Here is a 24,732-nt window from a genome sequence, read left to right on the forward strand (position 1 = left end):
ATTTACGACCGTTATCGATGCTAGGTAATTCTTTGCTGCGGTTAGCAACACACGATAATCAATGTGCTAACTATATCATTTGCTTCTTATTGTTATGGGCAGTGGTACTATCGTGCTTATCGAGCTTATTAACACAGCACTGCAATTTATAGCCGCTATATTGACTTTCTAGCGACTCTATACTTGGGCTGATAAGCTTAAAAGCAGAGTACGTATCAACCTATAAAACGTTCTAATATTTGGAAGCCCATTTATTTTTGGCCAAAAATAATCTTTAAAAAGTGTATTACTTATTAAAACTCACCGCCCGCATGTTGAAATTCATCTGAAAGTTCAGCTTTAGCACGCCTTAGATTCTTTTGTGCCTGTTCAAAATAGCTCGATGAAGTATCAATAGCTCGCTCAAATAATCCAATCGCTTTCTCATACTGGCCTTCTAACATCAGAAAATAGCCTAAATCATTTAGTGCATCCGCAGGTGACATAGAGTGCTCAAATGTAGCTAGAGCCCGCTTATGTAAGCCCTTACGCACATAAACTAAACCCAGATTTGTCCAAGCTCTATCAAAATTTGAGTCCGCTCGAATCGCCTGGCGTAAATACTTTTCAGCCATCGCAAGCTCGCCGGTCAAATAATAAGAATATCCAAGATTGGTGATCAAGACTGGAGAGTGTGGCTGTAACTCCAAAATAAGCTTAAAGTAAGTTCGAGCTTTTTGATAGTGATTTTCAACATCTTCTAAAATGGCGATGGCGTTATACACTCGAGCTGGAGACTCTCTATTAGGAACCCAAAAACTCCCCATTTTCCGTTTGACATCAAGTGCAGAAAGCCTTTCTTGATCCAGCTCAATTGCTTTTTCTAGATGTTGGCGCGCCTTTCTATACTGACGCTTATCCATGCTAATAACACCTAAATCAGCATGAACCTTCATAAAGTTCGGTTCGAGAGCCAAGGCTTCATTATAAGCCTTAAAAGCAATGTCTGGGTTGCCCCTGATTGTATGAATTCTACCGATTTGATAAAAAGTTTCAGCATTTTTAGCATTAAAATCTAATGCTTGAATATAGGCATACAATGCTTTTTCTAAATTCCCGGACTGTTCTTCTAAATGCGCTTTATTTAGCGCATCTTGTTCCGTTTGAGGTGCTGTCAAATCATTAGTAATGGATGACAGTGATCCTGCATCCAGTAAATCTTGTCTATCGGGCGCTTTTATTGGTACTTGTTGCTCAGTCTCAGACGTCGAACTACAAGCTTGAAGAAACATTACTATGCTAATTGCTAATAATATTCTTATCATCGTTTTAGCGCTAACGGTTATTAGCTGCTTTAAAATCATAATAGCCCCCCAAAGACTTTATTATCTTTATATATTTTGAGTAACGATCATTCACCTGTACATTAAAATGCCTGCCCCCACACTTTCATGACTTTAAGAACTGCGGGCCCGACTGCCACAATGAAAAACGAAGGCCAAATACAACACATCATAGGAAAAATCATTTTAACGGCCAGTTTTGCTGCTTGCTCTTCAGCAGCTTGTAATCGCTTATCACGGTATTCATCTGAAAAAACACGTAAGGTTTCAGCAATCCCGGTTCCTAATCTCATACTCTGCGATATAGCAGAATTGAGTCCCTTAATATCTTCAAGGCCTGTTCTATCGGTAAACTCCTGTAAGGCAACTTTGACAGTTAAGCCCGCCCTGACTTTGCTACAAACCAAGTCTAATTCACTGGCAAGAGTTGGGTGACTTATCGCCAACTCCTTTGCAACTCTCTGCATCGCGGCCATTAAGCCTAAGCCCGCTTCACAGCAAACCACTAGTAAGTCTAGCGCATCAGGAAAACCAATCCGTAATTTACGCATTCGTCTGTTAGCTAGAGATTGTAAAACGATAGAAGGTGTGATGAATGCTCCTCCAATGAGCAAACAGAAAATATAGATAATCCAGATCCCCGAGATTTCAGGAAAAATATTTAATATTAAAACAGCGACGACAGCCCCTAGTAGGAGTAGAAGTAAGCGAGCAGCATTAAACACGGCTAATGCGTTTTCAGAATGAAAACCCGCATGAATAAGCAATCTACGTGTCTCATGGTTAGAAAAATTAAAGAAGGGCTTTTTAGCCATCTCTCCAATACCATGCTCTAAAGTGCCTGTCACATCTTGAGTGACAGACCTTTTGTCATCACCTTCACTTAATGCTTTAAGGCGTGTTCTAACCGGTGAATAAACACCACTAATTAAGTAAGAAATAGAAATAGCCAACATAACGCCAGCGATAGCTGCAACGAAATAAATGGCCCACTCAACGTGTTGGGGATCATCAAAAAACTGTCCAAATAAACCAATTAGGAAATCCATATCACATATCTATCCTTATAAGCTTGCTGATCCACATGCCACCAACAAACATACCGATGGCACCCCACATGAGTAATTTATTGCCGTCTTCCGTCCCCGTTAATTCCCCCACATACCCAGGAGTTTGAAGATGGATAACCGCAAATAAAACGAAAGGCAGTAAGATCAGGATCCAGGCTGATAAGCGCCCTTCTGCAGATAATGTTCTGACTCTGCGCCTAAACTTAAAACGAAGGCGAATCACTCTGGCTAAGTTGTTAATATTCTCAGCTAAATTGCCGCCGGTTTCTTTTTGGACCATGACGGCACTGGCAAACGCCATTGCAGATACACTGGGTACCCGCTCTATAAAACCTAAAAGTGCTCTTTTGGTATCTTTACTGTAGTTAATATTGGCAAACATCAGGCTAAACTCTTTAGCCAGCGGCCCTTCCATCTCTTCGGTAACCAACTTAACCGCATCAGAAAAAGAGTAACCCGCTTGAAGTGCTCTTCTCAATACATCTAAGGCATCAGGAAAGCTCTCCTCGATCTTATCCATGCGTTTCGTGGTGTCACGATTAAGCTTAAAATTAAATAAAAAAATGATTAAAAAAAACATAAATACAGCAGCGTTCAACTCAGCTAAATATGCCCAAACGGCAACGCCTGCCAAACTTGCGGTCAATAATGCTAAAGCAATAAACTGATGGCCCATCATTTTATAATCAGCTAATTCTAATCGATAACTTAAGTTCTCAATCAGTTCAAAACTTTCTAGCCAACGTCCAATTGGCCCCAACTTACCTAAACGACTTTTACGTAAAAGCGAAGTTTCATAGGTAATATCACCAGATTCTTGCGACAGCTTTTTTAAGCGTTTACGAACAAGTGCCGTATTTGCCCGTTGCGGGCTATAGACAGGTAAAAATAACGCTTGTGTTAAGAATAAAACAGCAATGAAAACAAGGCCAAGAAATATCACTTGATCAGAAAACATGAACTAGCCCCTTAAAATTCAGCAAATGGATCGCCACAGTTAAATAGATGATAAGGCAGCTCAATTCCGTGCTGCTTTAACTTGGTATGACAACTCGGTATTACGCCTGTCGATTCAAACTCGCCAATAATCATGCTATTTTCATCAATCCCTTTACGCGCAAAACGAAATATTTCAGACATGGTAATAATATCGCCTTCCATACCATTAATCTCTTGAATACTCGTGACTCTCCTTCGTCCGTCTTCCTGACGCTCTAACTGCACCACCAAATCGATCGCTGATGCTATTTGAGTACGGATATTACTCACTGGCATGTCAAAACCAGCCATACACACCATATATTCCAATCTACCTAATGCATCTCTAGGGCTATTGGCATGGAGTGTCGTTAATGAGCCTTCATGACCCGTGTTCATCGCCGTCAGCATATCTAACGCCTCTCCGCCACGAACCTCACCAATCACGATTCGATCTGGCCTCATTCGTAAACAGTTTTTAACTAAATCTCGCTGCGAAACCTCTCCCTTTCCCTCAATATTTGCGGGACGAGTTTCAAGCCTTACGGTATGAGGTTGCTGTAATTGCAGTTCTGCTGAGTCCTCAATTGTGACTATTCGTTCATCACTAGGAATAAAGCCAGATAACATATTCAGCAAGGTCGTTTTACCACTACCTGTACCGCCAGAAACCAAAATATTTAGCTTTCCCTTCACTCCCCCTTTCAACAGTTCAATCATTGACTCTGTGACGGAACCGATATCAATGAGTTGACGTGCATTGAGTTTATCAACGGCAAAACGACGAATCGAAAGAGAAGGTCCATCCAATGCAAGTGGTGGAATAATGGCATTAACACGTGATCCATCTGCAAGCCTTGCATCTACCATAGGAGAAGATTCATCAATACGACGGCCGACGCTTGAAACAATTCTGTCGATAATATTTAAAAGATGAGCATCACTGTGGAATTTAATATCGACCGATTCAAGTTTACCTCGACGCTCGACATAAACGCGATCAAATGAGTTGACAAGAATGTCAGAAATGGACGGATCTGCAAGCAAGGTTTCTAACGGACCTAAGCCCAAAACTTCATCAATAATCAAATTGATGAGCCGCTTTCTAGTTGATAAGTTAATGGGTAAATTGAGCTCACTTAAAATTTGCTCACTGATTTCACTTATTTGAAGCTGAGCTTGCTCTTTTGATACTGTTTCGATTAAGGACAGATCCATCAAACTCAATAGCTTTTCATAAAGCATGACTTTAATTTTTTGTTCTTCTTGAGTTAATGGCTGAAATTCACTAAATTTATTATTGTGCTGATTGTTATCCATATCACTTCCCTAACATCCGCTTCCAAAAGCCTTGATTTTTATCGTTACCTTGTTGGCTTGCAGGTAAAAAATTATCAGCCAAATGCTTAATATCGAGTACCAGCTTTTGCTTTTTCGCCAATTCACTTAATGGTTTGCCTAGCTCAACACATTCACTTGATAATTTATAATCATTAACAACAGTCGCGATACTCTCAATTCCTATGGCCTCCTTAATATCCGAAAGCGATATATCTGAATGTTTATCATATCGATTTACAACCAGATGAATCTTATCAATTCCAACCCCCATCTTCTTGGTTAATTGAGTGACCAGATCCTTTGTCTGTCTTAGATGCATGATGTTTTGCTGGGTGATTAATAAAATTGTCGCGTCAGAAAGGAGTTCATAATTCCAATCTTCAAGGCCTCTAGAAAAGTCTAAGATCACTTGTTTATAAAAATGACGATATTTCCAAATAAGATCTTTTATATGAGTAAATTCAAATTTTTTATCTAGCATCAATAACTCAAAGGGCTTAGCGGCAAGTAGGCTTAAATTACCCTGTTTAGTCATAGTGCTTTGCAAAGCCACTTCATCCAACTCGTGAATGGAACTTAAAACATCACAAACAGAATATTTGGACTCGCGTCCTAGCATATGGGACAAAGTCCCTTGATGCAGATCTAGGTCCAGCACAGCAACATTACTGTCATTACGTTGAGACACTATATCCGCCAAACTTGCACAAATAAAACTTGCGCCAGAGCCTGACTTACCATTAAGTACCGCGATAACAGGCGCCAAGTCTGCCAGCTCGACTAAACGGTTTGATATTTTTTTTATCGAAGCAAGAAGCTCATCACTAGGTGAACCATACGGCACAAAATCTGTGACTTCGTACTGGAAAGCAAGTCGCAAAATATTTTGAGGAGTATTAACACCGATTAAAACGATGTCACAGCCAAAATTTGATGCATAAGCTAAGGCTGTTTTCGCCTCAATTTCATCATTTGGCAATACCAAGAGTACCAAATTAAACTGGTTTTGTTCTTGTGCTAAATAGGGGTCAAAATAAGAGGATGCTTTAGGTTTGAAATTATCACAATATGTTAAACATTGCTTCAGCCAATCTAGTGACTGAACACCATCACTAACAACGATTGCCTCTATTGGAAAAGGGAATTTTATATGCATTGGTTCTTGTTGCTCTTGGTTATTAGAGACACATAGCTCAAGCGGCTTATCCATTTTGCACTTTACCTCCCTTAAAGTTACTAACGCTATATTTACTATAGACAATAATCCCTCAATAATTATTTATTTTTCTTATAAACTACAATCTGTTGAGCCTCCTTTAAATATTCCGAGGCTTTCACGAGGTAAAGTCGTCGTGAATGTTGGTGAATTTATAATTCGATATAGTCCAGGTACTAAAAACTGGTGTTGATAATCCTTAATCTCAGCTCTAACCAAATCAATATCAATACCAGAAGCCGATGTACCATCGTAGGCTAAATAACTAATGGTTAGATTGCTTGCACTCAAATTGGGGAGAATAGCCGCATCATTAAAAAGAGAAATAGAATTAACATCACTGTTAACCTGACAAACGGTTGCTAACCTCGCCGCCCTTCGAGATGCTTCATGAAGCACATTATAGGTAAATAATAATCTGCCAAACTCTATAGCCGCAAACAGCAGTACAAAAAAAACAGCTGCAACCAAAGTAAACTCGATGACATAAACACCACGTTGTTTTTTCATGGCTTTTTTCATAGTGCTGTTACCGCATAACTAGCGTTTAAATTAAAGCTAAGGTCAATATCATCACCAAAAGAAAGTGTATTGAATTTATCAGTAAAGAGAGGTGTCCAATCATAGCTAACATTGACGACTAAGATTCCGCTATTAGCGGGATACTCAGCAACCGTAATATCGGCACTAGAAAGCCCGGAAAGATTAGATGTTGTATTTATCGTATCGCCACTTAACAGCACCCGCTTCATTTTAGTGATACAGAAATCACAATTGGTGTCAGACAAAACAGCGGGTAGGTTACCTGTTGTATTAACAATCGCGGTATTGGAGATAAAACGCCCTGCGCTTCGAGCCATTCTTGTTAACTCACTATATTGGTATAACAAACGACCAAACTCTACGGTAACAAAAATAATTAACACTAATATTGGTAAAACTAAAGTGAACTCAATAACGGCTATCCCATGTTGCTTTTTTATAAACATAAGGCCCCCTAAGAATCAGGACTATCTGGATCGCGATATAGAACAATAGTAAAGTTATCACTATCAAAATCAGGGTCTAATGAAGCATTACCCGATGAACCACATTCAGAAATATACTCACCAATGATGATAGAGGTATTACCGGTATGCTCAACTTTCTGTGTTAAAAAAAAGCAACCTATCGATTTAACGGTTACGACATTTTTACCATTTATCTTACCGGTACAATCTCCGATAACGACGGGGAGTTTCCTTCTATCCGCCTTCGTTGTAGTTGAAGGATCTAACATATTACCGCTTTTACAATACTTGGAATGTGCTACATCTGTTCCATCGGCATCTTGCCCGTAATAAGCAGCATAACTGTAATATTCAGCAGTAGGATTAGTAATGGTTGCTTGCCCATCAACTAATAATTTATCCCCTTCACAGGTATTGAGATCTCTTGGGTGATCTGTTGAGTTCAACTTATTCCCATTGGGCCACTCTCCAAAGCGAGTATTTAGACCACTCGCTACTGGACCAACTTTATTGCCGGGTTCTGTTGGTACCGTTTGACCAACACCTACACATGCGCCTGGCGAATACTCACCAGCTAAGCCCTGTTCAATACCTTTACCACCTGGCCCACCTAAATCTAACAGCTGAAAGTTACCAGGTCCCAGCGTAACATCTGGGTCTGAAGGCTTTTGTTTTGAACCAATTTTCATTACATGGAGCCCACCGTGTGTCATCCCGTAATCGTCGGGTTTTGACATATCACCACAGACTAATAGTGGAACAACCTTATTTAAGCACTCAATATCTGTGCTTCTGCCTGCGACGGCTGAAGCCCTTACTTTTTTGTCAAAGTTAAATATTTGGGCCAAAAAATTATCTAATGCTACCTCTTCTACACTCACCCGAACATATTCATAGGTTTCAACAGCGCCCGGAGTAAATGGATCCGGTAATGCTGAAAACTCAACACTGACATGTTCTGTCACTTGAGTAGCGCCATAATCAGGAGTTGAAAGAGTTACGATATCCTGAATTTCGTTATTTTCACTATGACTCAGGTTCTGAGATAATATAGTAACAACGACTTGCCTTGCTTCGGCAAGAGTACCACCATCTTGAAGTTTCTTTGCTGCACTTAACGCTGCTGAGTCGACTGCATTTTGTAGCCGTCCTTTATTGAGCAGCATATGGCTGCTATCTAAAGCTAACGCAGCCATTGCAATAATGGCAAATAGTCCAATGGTGAACATCACCAAAATAGCACCAGATTGATGACGAAACTTAAATTCACTTCGATTGATGCTAGTGAAATATCTAGACATAATGACCTCTATCCCGCCTGATAAATAGCCTCTCTATTAGCATTCAATTATTGCTTCCAGAGCTGCTACCTCCCGAACTATTGGCTCTAATAGAGCCCATACTTTTTGCGGTAGTCGGTGAAACCGAGCTAGCACGGTAGGACTGCATGACCTTTTGCCCATAACTACCATCTAGACTAAGTATAATACCGTCGTTACGTTCTGCCGCATCAGGGTCTAAAATTTGTACCTGCTTAACTTGGTAATAGCTTTCTCCCATCGGGAAGTCATTGATTTTTGTACAGCCGCTGATACTGATAAGTACAAAAGAAATTGCAACAAAATAAGAATTAATGTTCATAAGTTTCATCAGAGGTTCTCCTGATATCAAAGTGAGTGACCATATTTTTGCTGAGTCCCCGTGTCATCTAGCTTTGCACCTGACGCAGCAGGCTCATAAAGGGTCTCATTGCCGTTGGCACTTTTTTCTTTATGTGAAAGCTTGCCTAGCAAATAAAACTCCACATCTGAAGGTATAACAAACCCATCGGTTGGTAAGGAAATGTCTTTACGGTTAAACGCTCTAACAAGCCTGGGAGTCACTAATATCACCAATTCGCTTTGACCACTTTGAAAACTTTTACTTGTAAACAATTGACCTAAAACTGGGACGTCCCCTAATCCAGGTAGCTTGTCTATGTTTTCTCTAAGCGTGTCGCTAATGAGTCCACTAATTGCAATTGTTTGTCCATCAGCTAACTCCACTGTTGTCGCGGTACTGCGTTTAACGAGTGAGGGAACAACCAATGAGGTTGAAGTATTACCCGAAATAGAAAAACCGTTTGCTGTACTCACCTCACTGACAACAACATTTAGATTCAAATTTATTTGCCCCGAATCAAGTACAGTTGGTACAAATTTCACGCCGACGCCGTAATCTCTATATTCAATGGTCGTATTACCATTTTCACCCGGTACTGGAATTGGGAATTCGCCGCCCGATAAAAACTCAGCAGCCTGGCCGCTCATTGCTGTCACATTTGGCTCGGCTAACACTTTCGCCAACCCGTTTTGTTTAGCCACATCGAGTGCGAAATTCATCATTAAATCGCCATTAATGTATTGTGCGAAAATTCCTTTACCACTTACGCCACCAATACTGCCTGGATCAAAACCTCCGCCACCGACAACACCACCAGATAAGTTAGAACCTTGATTGAAAATTAAAAACTTAGAATCGAACTGTCTTGCTACATTTCGTTGTACCTCTGCTACAACGACCTCAAGCATGACTTGATGGTCTCCACCTACCGTCATCATATTGAGCACTTTGCTAGGTGCTAGCCCCCCAGCGGCGGCTTCTGCATATCCTTGAGCCAATTCAACAGCAGTATTCATTTTTTGAAGATTTGAAGCTTGTCCACTGAGTAAAAGTTGCCCTTGCGAAGTCTGAACCCCTAGTTTCTCTGTCGGTAAAAACTCATGTAACCGCGTCTTCAACCCATTTAAATCGTGGGTAACTTCAATATCCATGATTCTGGCCAACTGTTCATTCTGGTCCCAAATCATAATATTGGTACTACCTAACTGCTTACCTAAAATATAGAGCTCATTATTTGGCAGTAACTTGATATCAGCAATACTGGGATTACCAACAGAAACTCGGTGTACAGGCCCTTTTAACATCAAAATGCGAGACTTAAAAATGGGGATAACTTGAACATCGTTTCTGATCCCAGCCGTTGGTCCTCCAGCATCTGCGGGGGGAGCAAAAAGCATTGTTAACAAACAAACAATTATACAATGGCGAATAAATGACATGTTAATCTCCTTAAAACATGAGTCTTATGCTTGTTGCTAACTAATATTAATTTTCTATTTTAATCTCTTGCTCATTCATGCCTTTAAGCAATAATACTTTTTCTTTTTCATTACTTTTTTCTGTGGTGACCTGGGCAACTTTCACTGGTGAAGCTCTATTATCTACAGATAATTCCGGAGTTTTACTTTGATCTGCTTCAATATCTGCAAGCTCAATAACAGCTGTATCGTTAGGGTTTCGTAGCGCTAACTGCAGTGAACCACGACTTCGGGCTATCATTAACGTTTCTGCTTGCTCCAAACTCAACTCTAACGTTACGGCTCGGACTACAACGGGTTTGTTTTCATCATTAGATGCACGTTGATCAATCGCCAAAATCTTTACATTAGAAAGAACGACGTCAGTTCTTAAACCACCGCTAGTAATAATGTTAATAATATCGACTCTATTACCAGGAAGAAGAAAACCCGCTACACCCACAACATCATTTACACGTATTGTCACTGCACGCATTGTAGGCGTAATCAAGCTCGCTAAGGTACTACCTTCCCCTTTTGGGGTTATACGTTCTTTACGTAACACTTCCCCCTGATACAATCGATGTTTAACAACTTGACCTTCTGCTTGAGCAATATCCAATATCGCACCTTCTGGAACCAAGTTTTCGGGTACAGAGGTTAAAGCAAGATGCTTCCTTTCAATAATGGTTCCTAAAGGGACTTCTGCCACCATAGTAATCACATTAGCGGTTGCTCCAACCGTTTCAGTTTGGCCGTTCGATTTTAGCCAGTTTTGCGCAAGGTAAACCGCAGTGACACCAAATACTAATGATAAAATGACAAATAAGACTGTTTTGTTATTCATTTGTCGCTCCTAATTAAAATCAAAAAATATTATACAAAATAAATCGACCAAGCAGAGTCAACTAAAGACGGAGTGACAATGGGTTCAAACTCCATAAAACTTATTTGATCTGACATAATTCCTAATAGGTCACGCGGATAGCAAGGAATTAGAGGTTTGCCATAGCGCTTATGATATTCAATTAATAAATACTGAAAGACTTCCTCTGTACAACTTAAATTTAAATCATCACAAACTTGGAACCATATTTTCCTATATAGCTCTTCATCTAAAGCATCAAAATGAATTTTATAACCCAATCGTCTTAAAAAGGCCTCATCAACTAATTCTTTTGGATCAAGGTTAGTCGAAAATAACAAAATAAGTTCAAAAGGAATTTCAAAGTGCTCGCCTGATTGCAGGCTTAAATAATCTCTTCGCTCTTCCATTGGAATAATCCAACGATTAAATAACTGTTTCGCACTGATCTTTTGACGACCCAAATCATCTAATAATAAAATCCCATTATTTGCTTTTAATTGCAGCGGGGCCATGTAAGTACGACTATGGCAGTCAAACTGCACTTCAAGCATGTCGGCTGTTAGCTCTCCCCCCGTAATTCGTAAAGGCCTCTCACACCTTAACCACCTAGGATCATCACCTTCTGTAAGTTTGAGGGTATTAATGTCTTCTTTTTTAACTTTATGGTGCAACTCAGGATCAAAAACTTGAATGACTTCGTTACCAATGGCTAATGCATAAGGAATGAGAACGGAATCACTCAAAGTCAAATTTAAATGTCGGCAAAGATAACTTTTCCCTGTGCCAGGGGGGCCATAAATTAATACCGGTCGACTCGAATTCATCGCAGGACCAATTTTAAACAGAAGATCTTTCGGTAATACCAGTGCCGATAACCCCTTTTTTAACATTTCGAAGGTAATAGGATGGGTTCGACTTGATTGAGCCTTACAAACACGTGAATATTGATTCAAAGGGATCGGTGCCAACCCTAAATATCCATTCCTTGATAACGCTTGCTTAGCATGGGTTTCTCCGCCCAAACTTAATGCATAACGCATCTGTCCATCTGTTGTTGTTTGCCTATTTTCCACCCAAGCCAACGTTTTTGCCGTATCAAGTAGCTGTTGAATAATACCACCCGTCACTCCCATCAACTTAGTCAGCTGTTTTTTTGTTAACACACCATTAGATAAAAGGTGTTTTGTCAACAAATCAAGCAGTAGCGATTCACTTAAACCTGTTTGCTCTATATTAATTGGGCGAGGTGCTAAATTGCTTTCTAGCGTATTAGTTAAACTATCTATAGATAGTACTGTTGTATCTTGAGTGTTATTTTGAGTAGGAGTCATATTTTCTAACTTCCTATGAAATCAAAGACTGGCTAACCACAGCATAGAGATGACTAATTTCAGGGTTCAGTGAACAAGCCCATAACCAACCGATTGCCAGTGCGGGAGCGTAAGGCACTGTTTGACCTGCAGCTTCATCAGCTTCAGGTTTAAAGTACGTTCTTAAATAAAAACAATCCCAGTATCTTTTTAGTGATTTATAACAACCACTAAAGCCTGTTTTCCATAATATAAGTAATAAACTAGTTAATGCGCCAGCAACAATGCCGTAAGCAATACTCCAAATTAATAGACTTGGCCCCATTAATGCTCCAACGCCCATCATCAACTTAATATCTCCCGCACCTAAAACTTTTAAAATAAAGGTGGGCAATAAAACTACAAAGGCCAATGAGAAACCTGAAGTTGATAACAACAATCCGTTCAGACCTCCAAAATATCCATTAATTGAAAACCCAGTAACAATAATAATAAAAGAAAGGACATTAGGAATTCGTTCACACTTCAAATCAACAATCACAGCAACGATCAAAAAAAAAGCAGTAAAAAAAACTTGAAATAGTAATTGTGAATTATCCATTTTGAAATAACTCCATCCGTTAAATAAAGCCCATCATCAGATGGGCAAAATCAACTTGAGATAATTAGCAAGAATCATTTCCATTAACAGCTGATTCCAAACATTCTATTCTCGTTGAAGCACTTGTACCTAAGTCTGAAAATGCAGTGATCATGCCGCCTACAACTAATCCACCAGCAATTGCGTATTCAACTGCAGTGAGACCGCTTTCATCTTCAATAAACTCTTTTAGTAAACTTTTAATATCCATAATAATCTCCACCATAAAATTTATTACCACAATTAAGAACCAGAACGGGTAATTCTTTATCGTTACGGTAGCAAGCCTGTTTGCTCCCTGCGTAACGCTACTAATAAAACTAGCAAACAGATCACCATATCTCTACATTGAATAATTTACTGATCCACTGCAAATCAACCTGCTAGCAAAGCCAGATGCCATAACAATGGAAATGGCTATCAGTTCCAGCAAAAAAGTCAGTACAATATATCGCCACAAACCAAAAAGCTGGTCGAACACGCTTATTTGGGATAATAAAGCTAAGTAGAGGTCATCCGTTGCCAAGTAACACATAAATTTCATCACGACTTTAGAACCACACTAAAGTAGCAACAATGTAAAAATAGACCATAAATTTATTCAACTTTTTTAGGTTTAAAATAATACTTAATCGTGTAACACACTGTATTTTAAATAGTGTAAGTTAAACTCTAATCATTATTAATTTAACACTACTGAAATATAAGTAGTCATAGGCGAGTTTGAGCGCTGTATAGTTATTGGAGGAACGGGTAGGAATAAAGAGATGTGTTACATCAAAGATTGAAAGCTACTTTTAAAAACCACAATATAACTTAAAGACGATCCATCATTTTATAGATACTCGAAATTTCATATTTAATACCAAAATTTTTCTCTATGTACCTTTTAACATCTCCTCCAGTTACTTTATCATTACTAGCTTGTTTGTTTTTATTGTTGATATAGCTTTTTACTTGTTCTAGTTCTTTACTAGACAAAATGCTTGGTCTACCTGAGTGAGGTTTTTCTTTCAATCCCTCTAATCCAAAGGAAAGATAATTCGTAATCCACCGATTAACACTTGTTCGACTTACTTTAAGGTAATCTGAAATTTTATACCTAGACTTACCGTCTTGAAAGTGCAGTACAGCCAATAACTTAAGCTTCATCCTCGCATTTTTTTCTTTTCTAATCAGCTTAACTAATGTCTTATTGTCATAACACAAGTTGTCCATATTCAATACCTTAATTCAATCAACTTTTCAAATGTGAAAATCACTTCAAATCATCTCGTATTTGCAACAGACCTTTTTTATCCACCCACACAGAGTTAGACACTATGTATATGGGCAGCTTTCGGTTCAAACTAAAATAAGAGGTACTTGTTTTATCAAGTGATCTATAAAATAGACTTTGTACTCCATCGGTTTCTTTTTCGATCAAATATTTAGCAAAGACTGCAGGTTGCGACAATCGAATACACCCATGACTCAACGCTCTATTTTTTCGATTAAACAAGCCTTTATTTGGAGTGTCATGTAAATATATAGAGTGATTGTTTGGGATGGAAAAACGGTATTGACCGAGTGCATTGTTGCGACCTGGTAGCTGAACAAGCTTATATTTCTTTATATTCTCTCTAAATGAATGTATATCCATGTTTTTCAAGTCTAAATCAGCGGTTCTACCCGATGGTTCCTTAAACACAAAACCATTATTCTTAATGTAACCCGGTGATTTAGATACAGCAGAGCTAAGATCGTTAGCGATAATACTATATGGTGGCGTCCAATCGGGATTAATGGTTATTCTGCTAACATAAGTCTTAAGTAATGGGGTTCTGTTAGATAAGCTGCCAACAATAACGGGCATAGATAATTGTTCAACCCCACCTTTTTTAACCCGTAGCATAAACTCAGCAAGGTTCACTTCAACATACTCGTGAGAGCTAGCGGTTGTAACAATTAAGTATTTTAACGTCATTTGAAGCTGGGCAACTCTGACAACAGGGGCAGTATTTAAGTAACCTAATGTACGCGTATCTAATTTCCCTGTAACTTCACAGCCATGACGACGTTGAAATCGTTTGATACCCAGTTCAAGAGAGGGATCGACAATACGTTCTCTATACGCCGATAATGAATAAGGTTCAAGATCACCTAATTGAGCAAGGATCCAGCGCAACTTAGCCACTTCTTGATGTCTATAACCGAGTTTAAGCGCTATAAAATGCACCTGAGGCCATTGATAACGAGCATAGGCGTTGTACTCCTTAATTTTCGTTCTAACCCTTTTGATGTCATGGTCTTTGATGGCTTGCTGATAAAATGTGGAGTCGAAACGGTTATGTTCAACACCTTGAAAAATATTTCTATTGAGTAATGATAAGGTTTCTTCGATATTTTTTTCTGCTAATAAACGCTTAGTCACGCCTATATCTGTTGCTAATGTTTTTAGATCCAATAGCGATTCATAGTCACTTATACCATCTTCAGCCCCTGCGATAGGAGTGAAAACAAGCAACAGCAAAAGCTTTGTAGCGAATAACACGTGTTTTGTTACCAATTAAATGCCTATTTATTATCAAATCATATTGAAAACATCGTCCATAACTGATAAATAAAGACGACTTTATTTTATTTATTGGCATCCATGCTAGTACCTATTAGGTCTAGTACAGAAAGCGTAATACTTACAAACAAATAAACGATTATTTTACTTAGCTTACCGAAAAGCTCATTTGTACCAATAGTGCACAAAATTTTTCTACTCGCGTTAAAATCTCTTCTATACTCAAATTGTATGTCTATTAAAATACAAATTTTTATCCATTAAAAGAGGGACGTTCAATTGAGATTTAGTGCTTTTAGCTTCGATACTACCTCTTTTACATTATGTATTGTGCTAGTTGTATTAGTGCTAGTAAACACTTCTGCTATGTGGCAAGACTATGAAAAAGCGGCAGCGATTAAATCTGATAATCCTTCTGGTTCGACTTTGGTAGAGCGATACTTGATTTTAGGTGACTGGCCAGCCTCTAAAGAACAGGACTTTATGGGCTTGGAAGGTAAGTACCCGATAAATGCAAAAAAAGTTAGTGAGGATATCCCAACTAATAATGACTGATAGTAAATTGAAGCAACTAAACGACCCCAATTATCTACGTATATTGTTGAGAACCTTCGCGACCTTACTGCTTTTTGTCATCTTCACATTTAACTTTAAAGCTTCAATTCAGCCCTACTCGGTTCTTTCTCTTGCAAGCACAATGAATAATATAGATAGCAATTTCCTATCCAGCAGCGGATTAATCATTGATTTAGTTTACTTTGTATTTGTAATATTAATAACGTTAATCATCTGGTCTGTTTTTATCGTCATATCAACCATTTCTCCCGTCGTAAGTCTTAAAAATGCAAATCAGAAAGATTTGTATTGGTTAGTTATCGTTACCGCTAACATTACATTTGTTGTTGCCGTGAGCTCCTACCTCTACCCAACCTCTTTAACATCATACTTAAGGAGTCACTTTTTATCTCAGCCCGAAGTTTTTGCCACAATGGGGATCTCATTATTATTTTTATTTTATAGAGGTTGGTTAAGTATTTGTACCAAGATAAGCGTCATTACGACCTCATCATTGTTATTGCTATTTTTAGCAATACCATTGCTTATTCCTTCTGATAAGTACCAAGATCTTGTGTCTACTCCTAATATTATTATTGTTGGGGTCGACGGTTTAAGACCTGATCATTTAGTGACTTTTGGCGGCGATAAAAATCTCACTCCATTTTTAAATAACCAACTAGAAAACAGCATAGTTTACAAAAATGCTTACACGCCTCAAGGTCGAACCTACGTGGCTTGGATGAGTTTATTAACAGGCAAATACCCAGTTAACAATGGGGTCAGGTTTAATCTAGCCCCACCAGAAGTTGTCGATAAGCGCCTTCCGGTCATTGAGCATTTGAAATCAGAGGGTTACCATACTTCTTATGCTATTGATGAGCGCCGGTTTAACCAAATTGATTATAGCTATGGCTTCGATGCGGTAATTGGACCTAAAATCGGTGTGGCGGATGCCATTATCAGTGGCTTTGGTGACTTACCATTTTTGAACGTGCTTCTCCAGCATCCGTATGCGGCGTCTTTACTCCCCTACCTTTATAATAATCGTGCCTATGGTAAGGCGTACTCTCCTAACTCATTTAACGATGACGTTATAAATAACCTCTCTGTTGACAAGCCTAATTTCCTAGCTTTACATTACTGCCAGCTTCATTGGCCATATACTTCTAAAGACTTTATTCCTGAACCCAAAGAGCACTGGGATGGCAATTATAATCATTATATGTATAAGGAGATGCTTAAGAGCGTCGATAATCAATTGAGTGATATCTTTACTAAGCTTGAGGAAAAAGGACTCTTAAAAAACGCTATCGTCTATATTATCTCTGATCACGGCGAAAGCTTTAATCAAGATCAATATTCTCCCATACAGATGTCAAAATCGTCCATCCCTAAGCCTAAGTCCTGGGGTCACGGAACCAATATTCTAGATCAACAACAATCTCACATTTTGATGGCTAAAGTTAAGTTCAAAGATGACAAAGTAGTAACGACACCAAGTGTATTAGAGGGGACTTATTCATTAGTCGATATCGTTCCGAGTATTCTCTCTGAAATGGGCCTACCTTCTGCTGAGTTGACTCATTTAGACGGTCTTCCATTACCCGATGAGGAAACAATGACTCAAAATAATAGATTCATTTTTGTTGAGTCTTCACTACCGGTAAAGTCAATCAATAAAAGTTTTATTGATAAAAATGAAGTGATGTCTGAAACCGCCTCTCATTACGAACTTAGAAATGATGGCAGAGCTTATATGAAGCTAGAAAATTACAGTGATTTAATTGCGAAAAAACAGCGTGCCGTTTATTTTCAAAATTGGCAGTTAAGTATGCTTCCCAATGTTAATGAGCTTGTATTACTTGATATAACTAACAACAAAATTTATACCGATAACACTTATGAAGGAGACTTTAATTGGACACCTATGTTAACGGCGCTTTGTCTGCAGTATCAGGGCGATCCAGGATTTGATCCACACTCTATTTGCGACCAGCCAACTTCCCTCTATTCAGGTCGATAACATGAGTCATATAAATTCTAACCCATTCTTTTGTTCACCCCCTATCGAAACTATCTTTAAAACCTTGCTTATTTCCATCACAATTGCGATCACATTAATGGGTGGAGCCGCCCCCTTTATCGTGGCCTTTACTGTCGCAAAATTTGAGCTGATATTTATTGGCCTCTATCTATTTTTACGCATTACGCACTATCAAAAACAAAGCATACATCAACCCATAGCTATCGCACCAAAAGTGGCAATTATTGGAGTGTTGATGCTTATTAGCTTGATAGCCTCAACATTGCTTAACTACCCAGACAAAGCAAATGACATTCAATACACTATTGTTAACTTTTCAGTATTATTTACTGCCATTCACCTTTTGTTTTTTGCAACGTTAGCCTATAGCCAAATTCAGTACCGTTACAGTGTGTTATGTTGCTTTAAGGCCATTCCAGCGACCATTTTTTTCATTGCTATTATTTTGGTTATCATGCAATTAACCGGCTATCCGTCCAGTCTGTATGAGAATACATTATCTGTACCTTTCGCGAGTAATATCAGATATTTAGGATATCTTTGTTGTGCAAGCACCTCCATTTTATCTGTTTACCTACTTCAGCAACGAAATCACTCAGCTAATATGACCATATTAAGTATTGTCTTTATGAGTAATCTAGCACTTCTCATCTGGTTGGGTGGTCGAGGTTCGCTCATTGCATATTTTTCTACCGTCTCAATTTATATCGCTTACCTGCTGTATCAACGTCAATTAGTGCTTAAGTATTTAGTTCTTCTACTCATATTAATTATCAGTTCAATATTTTTGGCCGATTGGGTTTCTATTTTTAACTGGAATGGACCAGGCAGATTTTTTACCTCTATCGAAGTCAATAATGTTGAAGAAGGCCTTAATAAATTGTCATCAAATCGAATAGCTATCTGGACTCAAACGATTAATGCAATAACTGAAACCCCTTGGTTTGGATTGGGGCCAGAGGGTTACAGGTTCCATCCGGAACATGTATTTGGCTTACAGCCGCATAACGTTATCTTACAAATGCTTATCACTTACGGCGTCGTTGGCGGAGCGCTTATTGCCTACCTCTATTACAGTATGATCCAAACAGCAATGAAGCAGGTGTCAGATAAAACGTCAGGTTCTAATCTCGAATCGACAATGGCTCTTATCGTTATTGTTAGCTTATCTATTCATGGTCTTGTCGATGGTACTTTTTATCACGCACAGCCCCTATATTACCTAATACTCTCTGTAGCCGTTTTAGTCGCTGGAGCACAAGCCGACAAAGTTATAACTAGTAAAACTACAGTCAGTAAAGTAGTTGCCACTGAAGTGTAATCTTTACCCAAAACCTTTATTTAATTATCGCCTGATAACTTCATCTTTTACTTAATTTGGGAACGTAGCAAGGCATATATTTTGGTAAACATAGAGATGAAGCTAGTAGTAGACGGTTTTAATCACGGTAAACGGCGAGTAAGTTAACAATACCACTAGTTTTAAAAGATGACCAATTTTTACAATTGCTAAAGACAAAAAAGAGCACCTAAGTGCTCTTTTTAAAACGGCTTATTGTTGCGGCGAAATTAAGCTTCAGCAATGCGCTCTAATTTAGCCAAGTAAAACCCATCAAATCCGGTTTCAGCAGGGCTAATAGTCTCGTCTTCTATAAATCTGAAATGCTTATTGTCGGCTAAAAACACATCGATTTGGTTGCGATTCTCTTCAGGCATAATAGAGCACGTTGCGTAAACTAGTATACCGCCCACTTTAACCATACGGCTATAGCTCTGTAAAATATGCTTTTGCAATTCAACAAGCACAGGTAAACGCTCAGGGGTATCACGCCACTTTGCATCAGGGTTACGTTTTAGAACACCTAAACCTGAACAAGGCACATCGAGTAACACTCTGTCAGCAGTCAACTTTAGACGTTTAATGGTTTTACTGCTTGCAATGATTCGCGTTTCAACGTTGTGAGCACCTGCACGGCGCGCACGTTGCTTTAGGTTATCAAGTTTCCACTGCTCGACATCCATCGCAAGCAAACGGCCTTTACCTTTCATCTGTGCAGAAATAGATAAAGTCTTACCACCAGCACCCGCGCAAGCATCAACGACGCGCATGCCAGGTTTTGCATCAAGTGCTAATGCAACTAATTGCGAACCAGCATCTTGTTGCTCGAACCAGCCTTTTTTAAAGGTTTCAGTTCTAAACAGCGCTGAATCAGATACGACTTCTAGTGCAGTATCGACGCCTTCAACAACAAGGGTTTCAACGCCTTCTTTACGAAGAGATTGTGCGAGTTCTTCACGAGTACACTTTAAAATATTGGTACGTAAAAAACGTTTGGCGGGTTTATTAAGTGCTGCTCTCTCTGCTGGCCACTTATCGCCCATTTGTGCTTGGCCCATTTCGTTAAGCCAATCTGGACAACCATCCCATAAAACAGGTTTGGCTTTAGCGGATTCGACTCGAGAAGCGAGTTCTGCCTCGTCTACTTGTAATGCATACTGCATTTTAGGTAGCGGTAATTCGTTAAATAGATGCCACACATTAAGTAAACGCGAGCCTAAGCGTGCCATCTCTTCAGGCTTCACATCAGAAAGATAACAGTAAAGATTCAACCTTCTCAGAATATCACCCACGACGAATGTGATACGACCTTGTTCAGCCGGCTCTAATTTAAGGCCAGAAAAGTGCTGTGAATAAGCGCGATCTAACGGCTTACCCTCTGATAAGACAAGATCAAGAATACTGATCACAAGCTCATTGGAGCTAGGAGATAGCGAAGATTTCAACATTAAAATTTACCCAGAAAAGAAAACGCTGCGATCATAGGAGTAAAGCAGATAATACGCAAGCTAAGCGCTCAAAAACCACGAAGAAAAAGGGACACTTGTCAGTGTTGACAGTAAAAAATGAAATTATCATCATAAAGTGTGAATAAGACTCGCATTAAGCCATTACACTTAATTGGATTTTTACGACAATATCGTAACGTAACCTAACTTATTTGCTCATGTGCCCTTTCTATATCGCTTAGTTCTGTTACCAGCCACCTGTCTGAATAAGCCCCCAGAATAGTGTTATAGAAATTGGGATATTTACTCTTTAAAGAACTGAAACACCGAAACAAATATTAGTCTCGGTGTTTTATAGAACCATTACAGTAGGATTTATTCTAGCCCTTAAGAATATAGTCACTACCATCTTTGGCGGTAAATAGCTGATCTTGCATAGAAGAGGCGACCACTGACTTTTCAATATCAATCAAACTGATCCAGTATTCATGCCCTTCTAACTGAATATCTTTAATATTTGCAAGATCCTCACAGCCATTTTCTTTTTTACGGTCAAAAGTAAGTTCAACATGGGTGCCATTGTCGTTTAGCAAAATGGCTGTCGGTTCACTCTTATGTCCATTTAAAGCAACAAACTGCTTTGGTTGGCGTAATCCGGTTTGCGTTCCATCGGCCATAAAGATCAACAGCTGCTGGTAGTAGACAACATAGCTACATGCATTCTTATGAGAGCCTTTTGCTAAAGGGAATTTCGCGTCTAAAAAAGTTTTCGCACAGGGGCCTGTTGAATTGCTAGTCGCCACTTCGACAACGTTCACATCAACAAGATCCGCACCAATGAAGTTATTATTCTGATTTACTTGAGTACTATTGATTGTTGATAGTTCCATGGCCCTGTCCTCTTACGTTTTAATATCGTAGGTCGTTATCCGTTGTAGTCACAATCACAAATTCTGTTTTCCGATTGCTTGATTTGTAGTCTAGTGCAATTTTCATTACAATTTCACAATAAAAATTTTACACTGTGAATTTTACAAGATGAAAAATAATCAGAGCTTGATCAGAAAGTCACATTTCTTGGGTACAAAGATTAGAAATCTGAGGAAACGCAATCACCTCACGATGGAAGATTTATCAGCGCGCTGTGTGCGTGTAGACCCTGAATCCGCACCGTCTGTTTCTTACTTGTCTATGATTGAACGCGGCAAGCGAGTCCCAAGCGCTGGTATGCTTGCCGTTATCGCCACAGTGTTTCAAAAGGAGGTGGACTGGTTTCTCGATGATGTGCCAGAAGATGATGCGATTACTCCAAATAAGGGCCGCCGAGGTGGGATAAACGGCATGGCTTTGGAGCCAAGCTTCCTATTTTCCAATGATATTTTACAGATTGCTATCCCTGAAATGCTATCTCAAACAGGTACAACAGGACGTGAATTTGCTCATCTGCTGATTAGGGCTCATCAAGAGCACCATCAAAATCACTTCCCCGATCTTGAACGTGCTGCAGAAGAAGTCGGCCATAAGCGCCTACCACTTGCTTTAGATGATTTAAAAGATATCGCTAAAAATCTAGGATTAAAACTTAAATGGGTGGACAGAACCCCACAAGAAATCGTCGATGAAATGGGCGTCAGTGCTGCTCACGTTGTGACGTCTTTTTTTGAGCCTCCTTCTACTATTTACCTAAATAAGATGCTTAAATCTTTTCCTACACGGCTTAAGTATGATTTAGCTGTGCATATCGGTCATTGTGTATTACACAATAAAGATGGCTTAAAATGTGTGTTAACCGCAGGGAGACGCCATACTGCATCACACGATGAGCTAACAAAACCTGCGTCATCAACTCTTAATGCGCAAGATATCCTACACGCATGGCGAGATTTTGAATCCAGTTTTTTTGCCGGTGCATTGTTATGCCCAAAAGTACCATTCAGACAGCTGCTTGATCGCCACGGCTATGAAATAGATGTCCATAAAAAGATGGGGATCTCGGCTTCGGTGGCCATGCGTAGGATGACAGTCGTGTCTCCTTATCCTCACTGGCACTATTTCGACGCTTACGCCCCGGGGAAACTCAAAGCCGTGTATCGAGGAAATGGGATCCCCCTTCCCTGGGGAAATATGCGCGTAGTAGAAGACCCCTGTCAGCACTGGGCCGTGTTTAGAATGATCAATGAGCCGAAAGTGGGCACATCGGCGCAAATATCGATATTAGATGTCGCAGAAGAGCCCAGAATTTACTGCTGTGAGTCGATAAAAGTTCAAGATATGGCAGGTAATAATCACGTGTTATGTGCAGGAATCGACCTTAACCCCGCGATTGATGCTCAGGGCGGTAATGCCGCCGCTATAGCAGCAGACTTGAAACAGTCATGTGCAACTAACGCTGGCTCTGTAGAGATGCCGACTCATATTAAAAAAGATCTAATGAGCGTTGCCAAAATATTAAATATTAACTGGATAGAACGTGGAATTGAAAACGAGGCTCGATTAATTTGTGCTCGTGGCGCGGTCTGCCCTAGACAGCCTAGCTGCTATGAAGCAGGAAAATCACTTTGCTTAGAGGATGGTTCATAAAATCTAGGTTTTACCTGTGAGCATTTAAAACTTCGCCAACGGATAAGCATTACAATTGCTCATCTGTTGGCGCATTAACCAGCACAGATAATATTCCTATTTCTGAATCTTAACTTTAATCCTCAATCTAAATTTAGTTTCGAGCGCTTTTAGTTAATTTTATACAGCTGTAGCTCTGCAGCAAGCGTAAACCATAGGTTGATATCAACCTCAAGCCTCGACCACTGTCCCATAAGCGATACCTTGAACATTAATGCATTGCTGTGAGTAACCAACCCCGATTGACAAAGTATCGTCAATTGTCACGTCCGTTAAAATCTCAGTGCCTTGAATGACGCTTTTTGCTGCCGCAATCGCCTCAGGAGATGAAACGCTTTCACCCATTGGCAATATGTATAAAAAATTAGTTTGGCAACTTTGGCCTAGAACGGGCCCAAGATTAACTAAGCTTTGTGTAAGATTGATATCTTGATAAGTCGTAGTCACAAACGAGCCATGATTCGCAATATTGCAGCCTACAAGATTAATACAGGCTATTAAAAGCATTGGTAAAGTGATGTTTGAAATAGGTCTTGTCATGGTGATTTCTTTTACTACCGTCTTTTAGCTAATGTGTAATCAGATCCGCTTTGAAATTTGGCAAAATTCAGGTGTATCTCTATATATCGCCAATAGCTCAAAACCTTTTGCTTCAAATTGGCGTAATCTTAATTTACCACAATCGATAATCGAAAACATGTTACTCCTTTAATCTTTTTAAGTCCGACGAGCTAGCATACTGCTCCACCCCGCATCCGGTTAAATCCAACATGAATACCTATTCTGATTTAGATATATGGATGAATTAGCAATAGTCACAAATTTTAGGCACAAAAAAACCAGCTCTCGCTGGCCTACATGTTAGTTTAACTGTTTTAATTCTGTTATAAAAGAATTGCTTGCGGGAGCTGGATTGCTTTCTATAAAAGAACTGGCAACGACCTTCGCCTAGATTTGATAAAGAATTGAGCCCGACGAGCTAGCATACTGCTCCATCCCGCATCCGGTTAAATCCAACATGAATACCCATTCTGATTTAGATATATGGATGAATTGGCAATAGTCACAAATTCTAGGCACAAAAAAACCAGCTTTCGCTGGCCTACATGTTAGTTTAACTGTTTTAATTCTGTTATAAAAGAATTGCTTGCGGGAGCTGGATTGCTTTCTATAAAAGAACTGGCAACGACCTTCGCCTAGATTTGATAAAGAGTTGAGTCCGACGAGCTACCATACTGCTCCATCCCGCGTCCGATAAACGCTAATAACTGTTTTAATTCTGCTATAAAAGAATTG

The 24,732-nt window shown here is 39.3% G+C and carries 23 protein-coding genes; 4 read left to right on the forward strand and 19 right to left on the reverse strand.

Going from position 1 to position 24,732, the window contains the following annotated elements:
- Positions 1–293: 293 nt before the first annotated feature.
- The 16 genes from ACVBIL_RS17155 to ACVBIL_RS17230 all read right to left on the reverse strand — a co-directional run bounded on the left by ACVBIL_RS17155 (position 294) and on the right by ACVBIL_RS17230 (position 15,422).
- A complete protein-coding gene (locus ACVBIL_RS17155) occupies positions 294–1,343 on the reverse strand; it encodes a tetratricopeptide repeat protein (protein ID WP_447168170.1) in 1,050 nt (349 codons plus the stop codon).
- A gap of 62 nt (positions 1,344–1,405) precedes the next feature.
- Positions 1,406–2,371, reverse strand: a complete 966-nt coding sequence (locus tag ACVBIL_RS17160; RefSeq protein WP_447168171.1) for a type II secretion system F family protein — start codon at positions 2,369–2,371, stop codon at positions 1,406–1,408.
- A 1-nt stretch (position 2,372) separates the two neighbouring features.
- Positions 2,373–3,350: a type II secretion system F family protein gene (locus ACVBIL_RS17165; protein WP_447168172.1), complete on the reverse strand. Its 978-nt coding sequence runs from the start codon at positions 3,348–3,350 to the stop codon at positions 2,373–2,375.
- A gap of 11 nt (positions 3,351–3,361) precedes the next feature.
- The gene (locus ACVBIL_RS17170) at positions 3,362–4,690 is read right to left on the reverse strand and encodes a CpaF family protein (RefSeq protein ID WP_447168173.1); all 1,329 of its coding nucleotides are present in this window, start codon (positions 4,688–4,690) and stop codon (positions 3,362–3,364) included.
- 1 nt (position 4,691) lies between these two features.
- Positions 4,692–5,921 (reverse strand): AAA family ATPase, encoded by a 1,230-nt coding sequence (locus tag ACVBIL_RS17175; RefSeq protein WP_447168174.1) that lies wholly within the window; start codon positions 5,919–5,921, stop codon positions 4,692–4,694.
- A 78-nt stretch (positions 5,922–5,999) separates the two neighbouring features.
- Positions 6,000–6,437, reverse strand: coding sequence for a TadE/TadG family type IV pilus assembly protein (locus ACVBIL_RS17180; RefSeq protein ID WP_447168175.1), 438 nt, complete (start codon positions 6,435–6,437; stop codon positions 6,000–6,002).
- A gap of 8 nt (positions 6,438–6,445) precedes the next feature.
- Positions 6,446–6,916: a TadE/TadG family type IV pilus assembly protein gene (locus ACVBIL_RS17185; protein WP_447168176.1), complete on the reverse strand. Its 471-nt coding sequence runs from the start codon at positions 6,914–6,916 to the stop codon at positions 6,446–6,448.
- A gap of 8 nt (positions 6,917–6,924) precedes the next feature.
- On the reverse strand, positions 6,925–8,238 hold the full coding sequence (locus ACVBIL_RS17190) for a Tad domain-containing protein (protein ID WP_447168177.1): 1,314 nt from the start codon (positions 8,236–8,238) through the stop codon (positions 6,925–6,927).
- Positions 8,239–8,281: 43 nt separating this feature from the next.
- Positions 8,282–8,587: a hypothetical protein gene (locus ACVBIL_RS17195; protein WP_447168178.1), complete on the reverse strand. Its 306-nt coding sequence runs from the start codon at positions 8,585–8,587 to the stop codon at positions 8,282–8,284.
- Between the two features lie 17 nt (positions 8,588–8,604).
- Positions 8,605–10,038: a type II and III secretion system protein family protein gene (locus tag ACVBIL_RS17200; protein WP_447168179.1), complete on the reverse strand. Its 1,434-nt coding sequence runs from the start codon at positions 10,036–10,038 to the stop codon at positions 8,605–8,607.
- Between the two features lie 46 nt (positions 10,039–10,084).
- The gene (cpaB, locus tag ACVBIL_RS17205; protein ID WP_447168180.1) at positions 10,085–10,903 is read right to left on the reverse strand and encodes a Flp pilus assembly protein CpaB; all 819 of its coding nucleotides are present in this window, start codon (positions 10,901–10,903) and stop codon (positions 10,085–10,087) included.
- A 29-nt stretch (positions 10,904–10,932) separates the two neighbouring features.
- Positions 10,933–12,255 carry an AAA family ATPase gene (locus ACVBIL_RS17210; RefSeq protein ID WP_447168181.1) on the reverse strand — a complete coding sequence of 441 codons (1,323 nt, stop codon included), beginning with the start codon at positions 12,253–12,255 and terminating at the stop codon, positions 10,933–10,935.
- Positions 12,256–12,268: 13 nt separating this feature from the next.
- On the reverse strand, positions 12,269–12,835 hold the full coding sequence (locus ACVBIL_RS17215; RefSeq protein WP_447168182.1) for an A24 family peptidase: 567 nt from the start codon (positions 12,833–12,835) through the stop codon (positions 12,269–12,271).
- Between the two features lie 64 nt (positions 12,836–12,899).
- Positions 12,900–13,085, reverse strand: coding sequence for a Flp family type IVb pilin (locus ACVBIL_RS17220; RefSeq protein ID WP_447168183.1), 186 nt, complete (start codon positions 13,083–13,085; stop codon positions 12,900–12,902).
- Between the two features lie 605 nt (positions 13,086–13,690).
- A complete protein-coding gene (locus ACVBIL_RS17225) occupies positions 13,691–14,092 on the reverse strand; it encodes a helix-turn-helix domain-containing protein (protein WP_447168184.1) in 402 nt (133 codons plus the stop codon).
- Between the two features lie 40 nt (positions 14,093–14,132).
- Positions 14,133–15,422 (reverse strand): L,D-transpeptidase family protein, encoded by a 1,290-nt coding sequence (locus ACVBIL_RS17230; RefSeq protein ID WP_447168185.1) that lies wholly within the window; start codon positions 15,420–15,422, stop codon positions 14,133–14,135.
- A gap of 285 nt (positions 15,423–15,707) precedes the next feature.
- On the opposite strand from ACVBIL_RS17230, the gene ACVBIL_RS17235 reads away from it, so the two are divergent.
- From ACVBIL_RS17235 to ACVBIL_RS17245, 3 genes are all read left to right on the forward strand, one after another.
- Complete coding sequence (locus tag ACVBIL_RS17235) at positions 15,708–15,983, forward strand: hypothetical protein (protein ID WP_447168186.1); 276 nt, start codon at positions 15,708–15,710, stop codon at positions 15,981–15,983.
- Between the two features lie 142 nt (positions 15,984–16,125).
- Positions 16,126–18,009, forward strand: a complete 1,884-nt coding sequence (locus tag ACVBIL_RS17240; protein WP_447168187.1) for a sulfatase-like hydrolase/transferase — start codon at positions 16,126–16,128, stop codon at positions 18,007–18,009.
- A 1-nt stretch (position 18,010) separates the two neighbouring features.
- The gene (locus tag ACVBIL_RS17245) at positions 18,011–19,351 is read left to right on the forward strand and encodes an O-antigen ligase family protein (protein WP_447168188.1); all 1,341 of its coding nucleotides are present in this window, start codon (positions 18,011–18,013) and stop codon (positions 19,349–19,351) included.
- Between the two features lie 248 nt (positions 19,352–19,599).
- Here the strand turns inward: ACVBIL_RS17245 and ACVBIL_RS17250 are convergent, their stop codons facing one another.
- Together ACVBIL_RS17250 and ACVBIL_RS17255 are read right to left on the reverse strand one after the other, a co-directional pair.
- Positions 19,600–20,817, reverse strand: coding sequence for an RsmB/NOP family class I SAM-dependent RNA methyltransferase (locus tag ACVBIL_RS17250; protein WP_447168189.1), 1,218 nt, complete (start codon positions 20,815–20,817; stop codon positions 19,600–19,602).
- A gap of 380 nt (positions 20,818–21,197) precedes the next feature.
- Positions 21,198–21,707 carry a malate synthase gene (locus ACVBIL_RS17255; RefSeq protein ID WP_447168190.1) on the reverse strand — a complete coding sequence of 170 codons (510 nt, stop codon included), beginning with the start codon at positions 21,705–21,707 and terminating at the stop codon, positions 21,198–21,200.
- 148 nt (positions 21,708–21,855) lie between these two features.
- On the opposite strand from ACVBIL_RS17255, the gene ACVBIL_RS17260 reads away from it, so the two are divergent.
- Positions 21,856–23,397, forward strand: a complete 1,542-nt coding sequence (locus ACVBIL_RS17260; RefSeq protein WP_447168191.1) for a DUF3612 domain-containing protein — start codon at positions 21,856–21,858, stop codon at positions 23,395–23,397.
- Between the two features lie 210 nt (positions 23,398–23,607).
- Here ACVBIL_RS17260 and ACVBIL_RS17265 read toward each other — a convergent pair whose 3' ends face one another.
- On the reverse strand, positions 23,608–23,976 hold the full coding sequence (locus ACVBIL_RS17265) for a hypothetical protein (RefSeq protein WP_447168192.1): 369 nt from the start codon (positions 23,974–23,976) through the stop codon (positions 23,608–23,610).
- Between the last annotated feature and the right edge of the window lie 756 nt (positions 23,977–24,732).

It is taken from the genome of Shewanella sp. 125m-7 (assembly GCF_052977045.1).